The sequence below is a fragment of the Thioalkalivibrio sp. ALE20 genome, from assembly GCF_000381405.1.
GTDB lineage: Bacteria > Pseudomonadota > Gammaproteobacteria > Ectothiorhodospirales > Ectothiorhodospiraceae > Thioalkalivibrio.
This window is the reverse complement of sequence record NZ_KB906479.1, coordinates 62,519-72,224: the sequence shown is the minus strand read 5'-3', so window position 1 is coordinate 72,224 and position 9,706 is coordinate 62,519. Positions and strand designations below refer to the sequence as shown.

Here is a 9,706-nt window from a genome sequence, read left to right as displayed (position 1 = left end):
GGGGGGTGTGACACTGTCACACCCCCGTGCCTGTTCATTGCCCCAGGGCCGGCCTCCGGATCCGGAGGGGGGGGGTGTGACACTGTCACACCCCCTGTTCCTGGCTGGCCCGATCCCAAATGGCGTGCCACGGAGCATCCGGCCGGTACTGATCAAGGTCCGACCCACCAAGCGCGAAGAGCTCGATCACGGCAAGCGCGGCTTTCTGGAGGTCGGGATCCAGACCCCGCAGCTCCGACAGGTCCAGCGGCCATTCAGGCGCGTTGTAGCAGGCAAGCAGTACCCGCCGGACAGAGCGGGCCTGACCGCTGCACTGCAGGGCCGCTTCCAGCAACCGGTCGAGGTGCCGGTTCAGTTCATGCGCGTCCATCAGGCGCCACCCCCGGGGCGGCTCCAGCTCCCGTCGATTCGGCGCTGGATCTCTTCCTTAACCTCCAGCGGACGCCGAAGGCCGTGCATCCGAATCTCGCCGGTTTCGCCGCCACCGGCCGACGAAAGGCGGACCTCGCCGACCCGCAGCATTCGATCCACGAAACCCTGCTCCAGCGTCGGAATGCGCGCGTTCTGGAACCGCAGGGTGCGGCGATGGCGCGCGATGATGCCGGTCTGCACGGTCACCCGATCCGGCTCCACCAGGAAGGCGTAGTAGTAGATGGAGAAGAAAATCCGCAGGGCGATGCCCAGCGCCCAGAGACCCATGAGACCGCCGATCACCGCCTGCACCAGCGGTACCGACCCCAACACCGGCACCGACACCGTTTGCCCCTGCACCCAAGGGCCTACGGGATCCGGCGCCGTGGCGATCCATGCCGCGATTTCCGGGGCCAGGGCCGCGATCGCAATGACCACCACAAACCGCACGACCGCGCCCAACTGGCTCCGCAGCGCCGGCCTCAACAGCACCGTCGGCGTCGAAGCGGGAGGCGTGTCCGTTTCGCGATCCGGCGAGGAGGGGGCATCCTCGCCTCCGGTAGCGGGTTGCGCATCACCACGCGACTCGACCCTGGCCGACTGCGTGCCCGGTGGGGCGACCGCAAAGCCCCCGGGGACTTCCTCGACCGTGTAACCGCCATTCCCCTCCGCGTTCTTCGCGTCCCGGACCGCCGCGGCGGCGGCAAACGTCGCAAACGCGTGACCATCGTTCCGGATCCATTCGTCATTCGCCATGGCGCTGACCTCCACGTGTCATTTCCGCTTTCGGAGCAGGTTGAGCCGCTCCACGAGTTCATTGCCTCCGCCGTTTTCCTCGGAAGGTGAGGGCGGTGCGTCGGCAGCCGGCTCGGCCTGCGCTTCGGTTCGTCCGGCCAGGCCGAGCTCCTGCAAGGCCCGCTCGTTGCTGATCCGATCCAGCTGCGCCTGACGCGCGGCGGCCTCCTCCTCGCGCTTGCGCTTTTCCGCCGCTTCCGTGGCATACGACGGGATGAACTCCCCGGACTTCGCCTTGCGCGCAAGGCTCTGGAGATAGCTGATCGGGTTACGGATGGGGTCGTGCCCGCCGGCCCGGTGGCGGATACAGCCATCGAGCTCGTCCAGGACCTGCTGAGCCACATCCGCCGGCAGACCATTGAGGCATCGGGCACCCAGGTGACGGTGGTTGGCGCTGAAGCTCTCGGGATACCGGAGGTCGTCCGCGCTCCATTCCGCTTCGCTCGACGCCGGCGCGGGGGAATCATCCCCCTTGGGTTCTGTTGTTGTAGTAGTAGGAAAATAATTACTACTACTACCCCGCGCGCGCGAGGGGTTAAATTTTTTAACTTGGTGAGAAGTGTCTGATTTTTGGGCGTTTTCATCCGAGTTAAACTGCTTAACTTGGCTGTCAGAGCCCGAGTTAAACTGCTTAACTCGGTGATCCGCATCCGGGTTAAGTGACTGAACTCGGTTCGCGGACGTCGCCGATTCCGGTTCCGCCGGCGTCGACCCATCCTGATCCGCACGCCTGCGAAGGCGACCCAGGCGAGCCCCCCAACGGTCCGCGAAATGCGGATCCGCGGTGACGTCCTCGCCGGCCTGCAGACCGTGGTCCATGGCGGCGAGGGCATTCCTGGCGGCATCGCGTACCCGACGGCTGTGGTGTCCCTGCATTTGCTGGAGGAACTCCATGTACTGATCGTCCAGATACATGGCCTCGGCCAGCGACACCGGCTCGTCATGCAGTGCATACACGTTGCCGCGATACCGGCCCCGGTCGTCACGCACGCGGTGGCACAGCGAGACCCACCGCTGGATCCGGAGCATCGCCAGGGCGACGGAGATCGTGGGCCGGGATCCGATCCCGGCGGACTCGAACTCCGCGTAGGAAGGAAATGCGGTCGGCGCCTTCGGGTCCGACGCCGCCTTCACCACCATCCATGCGAGCTTGTCGCGCGGATCCAACACCGGGTCGTACAGCAGTGCCCTCGGATGGGCGTCCTGCCAGTTGCCGAAATAGAGGACGGCGCCGTCATCCTGGGGTTCGGCCGTCGGAGACGGCCGAGCCCGAACGCTTTTCGCTGCCTCCTCCAAGTAGGCCTTGAGGCCCCGGGTGCGCGGGGAAATGGCGCTGTCATCCATCACGAGCGCCCCCCCACGTTGATCGAGGCCAGCGCCGGGGCGTGGGTGACGCGCCCGACCACCCGGTCCCGCACCTCGGGCGTGAGCCGGTCTTCCATTCCCGCCCGCTGACAGTCCTGGACGACGCTCCAGACCGCCTGTGCCGACTGTCCCGTCTCGCGGGCGACCCGGAGGTACCGCTCGGCCTCGGAGGCCATGCCCGATCCCGAGGCCCGCCATGCGTCCCAGATCGCGCGCTCGGTTTCAGTCGGTACAGTGCGGGGGCGACCGGGGCGCGCTGCGATGTCCAGCACCCGGCGCCGCTCCGCCACGTCGCTGGGAGACAAACCGAAGAGCTCCTCGATCATGTCGTTGGGCGCACCGAGCCGGAGCAGCTCGTCCTGCACGTCCTCGGTCTCCGCCTCCTCCCGGGCGCGGCCCAGCGCCCGGTGGAACAGCTGCCGGTCAATCTGCACGTCCAGGAAGTGGACGCTCATTTCGGCGAGGTGGCGCACCTCACGGAATGACATCTGCTCGATCTCGCGGATCTCGGATGGCGAGAATCCGAGGTCCCGCAGGGCGTTCATGTCACCGCGCTGCAGCCGCTCCTGCGCGTACCGCAGTACCTGATAGGCCAGATCCGCACTCATGATTCAGCCCTCCTGCCAAAGGTCGACTCCCTGTCGCCGCGCAGCTAGCGCGAGGCGGCGGCAGACCGTGATCAGGTCGATGGCGTCGGTAAAGGCCCCGTCATCGACCTCGGGCGACTGCAGCCACTCGGTGGTCAGCAGCGGCGAGGGGCGTGGGTCCCAGGGCTCCCACTCCAGCGATTCGTCATCGCTGAGCAGGTCCTGACCGAGGCGGTAATGACCCTGCCACCGGCGATAGACGTGATGGGTACGCTCCGGCGTGGCGATGACCTCCGAGGTGTAGAGGAGGTACCACCAGGCCCATTCGCGGGCCGCACGGTCCGCTGCACTCAGTGCGCCGTGGACCGAGACGTGGTCGTCCTCCGGTGGCTTATCCACGGCAAAGCCCAGGCCGTAATCGATGGGCTGCAGGTGGGCGCCCAGCTGATACCGGTGAGCCAGCCGGTTCGCGGACTCGAAGCAGCGCCGGCGGAGGGTGGCGACATCATCCGCCCCGTCGGCATCCGCGGTGGATTGCTGCGTCGCCCCGGCCAGCGCGGCATCGTTCGCCGGTACCGGTCCGGACTCCTCCGGTGACGGCTCGGGATAGTCGACCGATGGAGTCGACATGCCACCGGATTCGGGCTCTGCCTCACGCTCGCCGGCCGTGTTCGGCTCAGCGGTCGGTTCGGGGGTACCGTCGGCGGACGTCGCCGGGGGGGCCTCCGCGGCATCCGGCCCCGCGCGGCCGGCGTCGTCCGCCGGCTCCCGCGAACCGCCCTCGCGCATCTGAGTATCCAGCTCCATTCGCAGTGTGCGCAGATCGACCCGGAGCCAGTCGGCGAGGTCGGCCTCGAAGGCCTGGCGGCCGGCGTCCACCGACCAGTCGGGCGAGTCGGTGCGGCTCATCGCCTCCTCGAAGACCATGTCGACGTCTTCGGCCTCGACGCCGTAGCCATTGGCGACTTCGTGGGCGGCGGACAGCAGGATCCGGAGCTTGTCGACGGCCGGGCCGCCGAGCCCGCCGCGCAATGCACGCGGCAGCACGGGGTACAGCGTGCGGGCCGCGAACTCCATGCGGATCAGCAGGCGCCGGGAGACCGTATATCCCGTTTCTTTCAGACGCCGCTGCAGTTCGGAGCGGGAGATCGCCTCGCCGGTCTCGGCCTCGAAGTCCGCGCGCAGCTGTTCGATTCCGAGGGCCTTGTCGACCAGGCTCATTTCCCCGCGGAGCTCATTCTCGACCATGTGCGCGGTGAGGAGCGCCGTCTCGTCGGTCCAGGGGTGATACAGGACGTGCACCTGCCGGTAGCGGTCGTCACCGGTCTCCTCGGCGAGCTCATGCAGGATTGCCAGCCGCGTGTTGCCCCCGGCCCGCACCATGTATTGCTCTTCGCCGGGGCGACGGGTGACTTCGATGGCGTTGTTCAAGCCGCCTTGGGCCCGGATCGATTCCTTGATTTCCTGGTACCGCGGGTTGGCCTCCTGCCGCGGATTCCGGTCGTAGGGCTTAACCTCCGCAATGTCGAGGACCATCTGCGTGACGGTGACCGGCTCAGCGGGCGGCAGATCGCCGCTATTGCCTGGGTAGCCCTGAAACAGGTTCGCGCGCAGCGTATCCGGATCGACCGCCTTCTTAGCCATGATCCACCTCCGCCGGAATGTCGAGGTGGGGCAGGAGCTCGGCAGCCAGGCGGCGCATGGTCTCAGCGCCCGATTCGGTCGGTCCGTCGCGCCGGGGCTCCCAGCGATGCACCGGCACCTGGTGGGTCGCCGCCTCGCGGTACGCCACGGTCGCCGGCACCGTCGTGTCGAGGATCATGATCTTGCCGCGGCTCGGGGCGTAGGCCTCGCGGCGGAGCTCGTCCGCGATGGAGCGGCCGTCGGCGGTGCGGTCAACGCGATAGAGCAGCCCGTAGAGCGAGCCGACGGGCGCACCCATGGCCGCCATCGGGCGGAGACGCTCCAGCATCGAAACGGTGCCGCGGGCGAACTCGCGCGCTGACAGGATTTCGGGGGGGATCGGGGAGAGCAGGAGATCGGCGGCCAGGACCGAGGCATCCTGGAGCGGGCCCACAGCCCCCTGGGTGTCGATCAGGATAATGTCGTACAAATCCTCGTAGGCTTCGAGAATCGTTTTCAGCCGCACCCGCCCGTCGGGCGTGTGCAGAATCCAGTTTTGGAGCTGACCTTCCGGGTCGTTGGACATCACGAGATCGAGGCTGCCGCGGGCATCCTGCGGAACGTGGTCAACCGGCGTGACCGTCGCTTCGGTCTCGCCGGTGGTGATCAGCTGGGTCAGACCCGCCTCGGCAGGCTCCGTCACCGGAAAGAAGGATGAAAGAGTCGGCTGGATGTCAGCGTCTACCATCAGGACACGGCACCCGCGATCCGCGAGGTAGGCACCGAGGTTCGCCGTGACAGTGGTCTTGCCGACACCGCCCTTGGTAGAGCAGATGGTGATGGTGAGAGACATATTCAGTCCTCCGCGTGGTGTTGGGTCCACGAGGAGTGACCGCCGGCCCTAGACCGTGTGACGCGCTCGCGTTCGCGAGCGCAGGGAGTGATTCTAGGGTGCCGCTAGATCGACTCGTAATCGATAGGTCGGGGGTTCAATTCCCTCCGTCGGCACCAGACCAGAGAAAAGGGCCGGCACTGCGTGTGCCGGCCCTTTTTCGTTCCAGCTTCGTTCAGCGGATGCCCGCCGGGAGGGACTACTCCCCCGCAGCGCGCTCGGCGAACCGCGCCAGCAGGGCATCCATGGTGGTGAAATGGCGCTGGTACCAGGGGATGATCTCGTCATCCAGCGCCGAGACCAGATCCGCGCCCTGCAGCGATCCGTCCTCCAGCCCCGCCAGCAGGGCTTCCCAGCGCGCCAGATGGGCCGCATGTTCCTGCCGGTGGTAGTCCTTCTGCGGAAAACCGACCCGCTCCATCAGCTCGTCCTCGCGCGCGAAGTGCTCGCGATTGAACTCGACGAAGGCCGCGAACGCCTCCCGCACGGCGTGGTCGTCGCCCTCCTCGCGGGCCCGGCCCACGGCTTCCAGCAACCGGGCGGCTTCGTGGTGATCGTCGTTCATGAAGGCCTGCTCCAGCTCCGGGACCTTCAGGCTGCGCTGTACTTCACTCATGGCTCACTCCAGCATCGTCTACTCCTGCGCCTGGCCCATCTCGCCTTCCACCACCAGACGCCGCCAGCGGAAGAAGCCCTCGAGGTCGACCCGGTACGGACCCGGGCCCATGTCGTCGACCACGTACACGTGGATGCCCTCGATCTGCGTCCTTGCGTACCCCTCCGTCGAGCGCGGCGCGCCCGGCTCGGCCACCGGCACGCCCGCCTGGCCGCCGCAGCAGCCGTGGCGGGCGGACAGCCGCAGCGTCATCTCGGCGTCCCGGCCGGCGAGCCAGTCGCGTGCCGCGTCACTGAGGGACACGGTGGTCACGTGCCCGGCGCCTCGTTGTTGGTCGGGAACCAGTGGCGCGTGCGATTCGCGATGCGCACCAGCGCCAGCATCAGCGGCACCTCCACCAGCACGCCAACGACCGTCACCAGCGCCGCACCGGACTGCAGGCCGAACATCGCGATCGCGGCCGCCACGGCCAGCTCGAAGAAGTTACTGGCGCCGATCATCGCACCGGGGGCCGCCACCGCGTGGCGCACACGCCACGCCTTCGCCCAGTAATACGCAATGTAGAACACCAGGAAGGTCTGGATGATCAGCGGAACGGCGATCAGGGCGATATGCCCCGGATTCGCCAGGATGCGCTCGCCCTGAAACGCGAACAGCAGGACCAGCGTCACCAGCAACCCGATGGGCGTGACCGGGCCGATGCGTTTCATGAAGACGTTGTCGAACCACTCGATGCCCTTTCTGCGGATCAGCCAGATACGTGACAGGTAGCCGGCCGCGAACGGGATCACGATGTACAGCAGCACCGACAGCGCGACCGTGTCCCACGGCACGTAGATATCGGAGATCCCCAGCAGCAGGACCACGATGGGCGCGAAGGCAAACAGCAGGATGATGTCGTTCACCGCCACCTGCACCAGGGTGTAGGCCGCATCGCCACGCGTGAGATAGCTCCAGACGAAGACCATTGCGGTACACGGCGCGGCCCCCAGCAGGATCGCCCCGGCCAGGTACTCGCGGCCCAGATCCTCCGGGATCCAGGCGGCGTAGACCACCATGAAGAAGAACCAGGCGATCGCGAACATGGTGAACGGCTTGATCAGCCAGTTCACCGAGGTGGTGACGGTCAGGCCCTTCGGCTCGCGGCGCACGCCGAGGATGGCGGAGAAATCGATCTGCACCATCATCGGGTAGATCATCGCCCAGATGAGGATGGCCACCGGGATCGAGACCTGCGCGTACTCCCATTGCGACAGCGTCTCCGGCACCGCGGGGAAGAATTGCCCCAGCGCGACGCCCGCCACGATGCACAGCGCCACCCACACGCTCAGGTAGCGCTCGAAGAGACCCATGCCTTCTTTCGTCCGGATCTCCTCGGCGGACTGGTTGCGATCGTTCATGTCAGCAGGAGGTCTCCACCCCGGAAAGCTCGCACTCGCCCTCCTCGGCCGCGCAGCAGTGCGCGGTCAGGTAGGCCACCAGATCCTGCATCGCGACCAGATCCGCCCGGTAGCGCTGGTAACGCCCCTCCTGGGTCACGGTGACGAGGCCGGCCCGGGTCAGGGTCTTGAGGTGGAACGAAAGGTTGCTACGTGGCAGCCCCAGTTTCCGGGCGATCTCGCCGGCGACCAGCCCCTCGCGTCCGTGACCAACCAGCAGACGCACGATGTCCAGACGGACACCGGAGGCCAGCGACTCGAACATGGAGGTGGCGGTCGGCTTGTCCATGTTTCAATGGTTCAACGATTGTTGAATCACTGTCAACAAGCGGGCGAACATCGGACCGGAATACCTGATGGAACCGCCGCGCCGGAGAGGAAACGACAGGCGGGGGCAGGGGCCTCAGCGGGTGTCGCCGCGGACCACGGTGACGGGCGTGGCGGACTCGACCAGGACCCGGCCGGAGTGGCTCTCGTCGAAGCGCACGCGGATGTGGCGGTCGATCAGCAGTTCGTTGTCGACCCACTGCACGCGGTGACCCGGGGCGTTCGCGACCAGACGTATCTGCCCGTCGCACCCGGCCTGCACCACGACGACCTCGATATCCGCACCCAGGCGAAAGGAATCGCCAACCTGCAGGTCCAGGGTCTCCATCGCGGGCGGCGCGCCGGACTCAGCGGCCGCGGCCGTTCCCGCGGGAACGCCCCGAGGAGCCACCGCGCCGCGACCCGCCACGGCCGCCGCCGGGGCCGCCGCGCGGCTTGCGCTCGCGCGGTTGCGGCCGGGTCAGGTCCTGCGGCAGGGCGGCGCGGTCGATGTTCTCGGTGGGGATGCGCTCGCCCAGGTAGGACTCGATATCGGGCAGGTAGAACGCCGAGTCCTCGCAGCCGAAGCTGATCGCGTCGCCCTCGGCACCGGCGCGCGCGGTACGCCCGATGCGGTGCACGTAGTCCTCGCCCGACTGCGGCAGGTCGAAGTTGAACACATGCGTCACCTCGGGGATGTGCAGGCCGCGGGCCGCCACGTCGGTCGCCACCAGGAAGGTGTATTCACCCGCGGCGAAGCCCTCCAGCAGCTTCGAACGCTTCTTCTGCGGCACGTCGCCCGAGAGCAGCGCGGCGGCGTGGCCGTTGGCATTGAGCCAGTCGGCCACCTTCTCCGCTCCGTGTTTGGTATTGGAGAACACGATCGCCCGTTCCGGCGCCAGATCCCGCGCCAGCGCCAGCAGCAGCGGGATCTTCTCGTCGTTGGCCGGATAGTAGACGGTCTGGCGCACCCGGTCGGCAGTCAGGGTCTCCGCCTCGATCTGCACCTTCTCCGGGTTGTTCATGTGCTCGTAGGCCAGCTCCATCACCCGGAACGACAGCGTCGCCGAGAGCAGCATGGACAGCCGTTCCTGCGGCGGGGCGCAGCGGCGCATCAGGAAGCGCACGTCCTTGATGAAGCCCAGATCGAACATCCGGTCGGCCTCGTCCAGCACCACCACCTCGGTGTGCTTCAGGCCGAAGACCTTCTGCTTGAAGTAGTCGATGATGCGCCCCGGGGTGCCGATCAGCACGTCGGCGCCGGCGGCCAGCGCTTCCCGCTGGCGATCGTAGTCGGTGCCGCCGTAGGCCAGTGCCAGCTTCAGGCCGGTATCGGCGCCCAGCAGTTCGGCGTCGCGGTGGATCTGCACCGCCAGCTCGCGCGTCGGGGCGAGGATCAGGGCGCGCACGTCGGTGGCGCGACGGTGTTCCGCCGCGGCCTGGCGCAGCAGCCGGTTGAACGTCGCGATGAGGAACGCGGCGGTCTTGCCGGTTCCGGTCTGCGCCTGCCCGGCCACATCGCGCCCCGCCAGGGCCACCGGCAGCGCCTGCGCCTGGATGGGAGTACAGGTATCGAATCCGGCACGGCGCACCCCCGCGCGCACCGCCTCGGGCAGATCGAAACGGTCGAATGCGGGCTGGGCGGGTTCGTGCGCGGCGTCTGTCATGGGGC

The 9,706-nt window shown here is 67.5% G+C and carries 12 protein-coding genes; all 12 read right to left on the bottom strand.

The features are described from left to right. Nucleotides 1-85: 85 nt before the first annotated feature. The 12 genes from F790_RS0111785 to F790_RS0111730 all read right to left on the bottom strand — a co-directional run bounded on the left by F790_RS0111785 (nucleotide 86) and on the right by F790_RS0111730 (nucleotide 9,701). On the bottom strand, nucleotides 86-370 hold the full coding sequence (locus tag F790_RS0111785) for a hypothetical protein (RefSeq protein WP_019591775.1): 285 nt from the start codon (nucleotides 368-370) through the stop codon (nucleotides 86-88). Next, nucleotides 370-1,182, bottom strand: a complete 813-nt coding sequence (locus F790_RS13885; RefSeq protein ID WP_019591774.1) for a PH domain-containing protein — start codon at nucleotides 1,180-1,182, stop codon at nucleotides 370-372. The genes F790_RS0111785 and F790_RS13885 overlap by 1 nt, the downstream gene beginning before the upstream one ends. A 3-nt stretch (nucleotides 1,183-1,185) precedes the next feature. After that, the gene (locus F790_RS13880; RefSeq protein ID WP_019591773.1) at nucleotides 1,186-2,550 is read right to left on the bottom strand and encodes an STY4528 family pathogenicity island replication protein; all 1,365 of its coding nucleotides are present in this window, start codon (nucleotides 2,548-2,550) and stop codon (nucleotides 1,186-1,188) included. Then, nucleotides 2,550-3,179: a DUF2857 domain-containing protein gene (locus tag F790_RS13875; protein ID WP_019591772.1), complete on the bottom strand. Its 630-nt coding sequence runs from the start codon at nucleotides 3,177-3,179 to the stop codon at nucleotides 2,550-2,552. The genes F790_RS13880 and F790_RS13875 overlap by 1 nt, the downstream gene beginning before the upstream one ends. Nucleotides 3,180-3,182: 3 nt before the next feature. Next, nucleotides 3,183-4,802 (bottom strand): ParB family protein, encoded by a 1,620-nt coding sequence (locus F790_RS13870; RefSeq protein ID WP_051081915.1) that lies wholly within the window; start codon nucleotides 4,800-4,802, stop codon nucleotides 3,183-3,185. Further along, the gene (locus tag F790_RS0111760) at nucleotides 4,795-5,634 is read right to left on the bottom strand and encodes a ParA family protein (protein WP_019591771.1); all 840 of its coding nucleotides are present in this window, start codon (nucleotides 5,632-5,634) and stop codon (nucleotides 4,795-4,797) included. Before F790_RS0111760 ends, F790_RS13870 begins: the two co-directional genes overlap by 8 nt. Before the next feature lie 238 nt (nucleotides 5,635-5,872). Further along, nucleotides 5,873-6,289: a bacteriohemerythrin gene (locus F790_RS0111755; protein WP_019591770.1), complete on the bottom strand. Its 417-nt coding sequence runs from the start codon at nucleotides 6,287-6,289 to the stop codon at nucleotides 5,873-5,875. Nucleotides 6,290-6,307: 18 nt separating this feature from the next. Next, nucleotides 6,308-6,601 carry a CC/Se motif family (seleno)protein gene (locus tag F790_RS0111750; RefSeq protein WP_019591769.1) on the bottom strand — a complete coding sequence of 98 codons (294 nt, stop codon included), beginning with the start codon at nucleotides 6,599-6,601 and terminating at the stop codon, nucleotides 6,308-6,310. Then, a complete protein-coding gene (arsB, locus tag F790_RS0111745; protein WP_019591768.1) occupies nucleotides 6,598-7,689 on the bottom strand; it encodes an ACR3 family arsenite efflux transporter in 1,092 nt (363 codons plus the stop codon). The genes F790_RS0111750 and arsB overlap by 4 nt, the downstream gene beginning before the upstream one ends. A 1-nt stretch (nucleotide 7,690) precedes the next feature. Further along, nucleotides 7,691-8,017, bottom strand: a complete 327-nt coding sequence (locus F790_RS0111740; RefSeq protein WP_018869018.1) for a helix-turn-helix transcriptional regulator — start codon at nucleotides 8,015-8,017, stop codon at nucleotides 7,691-7,693. A 114-nt stretch (nucleotides 8,018-8,131) separates the two neighbouring features. Then, nucleotides 8,132-8,383, bottom strand: a complete 252-nt coding sequence (locus F790_RS0111735) for a hypothetical protein (protein WP_018869017.1) — start codon at nucleotides 8,381-8,383, stop codon at nucleotides 8,132-8,134. Nucleotides 8,384-8,402: 19 nt separating this feature from the next. Further along, entirely contained in the window at nucleotides 8,403-9,701 is a 1,299-nt protein-coding gene (locus tag F790_RS0111730) for a DEAD/DEAH box helicase (RefSeq protein WP_019591767.1), read from the bottom strand. Between the last annotated feature and the right edge of the window lie 5 nt (nucleotides 9,702-9,706).

Coding starts and splice junctions, on each gene's coding strand:
- F790_RS13870 (WP_051081915.1), bottom strand. CDS start 4,802: ATGGCTAAGAAGGCGGTCGATCCGGATACGCTGCGCGCGAACCTGTTT.
- F790_RS0111735 (WP_018869017.1), bottom strand. CDS start 8,383: ATGGAGACCCTGGACCTGCAGGTTGGCGATTCCTTTCGCCTGGGTGCG.
- F790_RS0111785 (WP_019591775.1), bottom strand. CDS start 370: ATGGACGCGCATGAACTGAACCGGCACCTCGACCGGTTGCTGGAAGCG.
- F790_RS13880 (WP_019591773.1), bottom strand. CDS start 2,550: ATGGATGACAGCGCCATTTCCCCGCGCACCCGGGGCCTCAAGGCCTAC.
- F790_RS0111730 (WP_019591767.1), bottom strand. CDS start 9,701: ATGACAGACGCCGCGCACGAACCCGCCCAGCCCGCATTCGACCGTTTC.
- arsB (WP_019591768.1), bottom strand. CDS start 7,689: ATGAACGATCGCAACCAGTCCGCCGAGGAGATCCGGACGAAAGAAGGC.
- F790_RS0111740 (WP_018869018.1), bottom strand. CDS start 8,017: ATGGACAAGCCGACCGCCACCTCCATGTTCGAGTCGCTGGCCTCCGGT.
- F790_RS0111755 (WP_019591770.1), bottom strand. CDS start 6,289: ATGAGTGAAGTACAGCGCAGCCTGAAGGTCCCGGAGCTGGAGCAGGCC.
- F790_RS13875 (WP_019591772.1), bottom strand. CDS start 3,179: ATGAGTGCGGATCTGGCCTATCAGGTACTGCGGTACGCGCAGGAGCGG.
- F790_RS0111760 (WP_019591771.1), bottom strand. CDS start 5,634: ATGTCTCTCACCATCACCATCTGCTCTACCAAGGGCGGTGTCGGCAAG.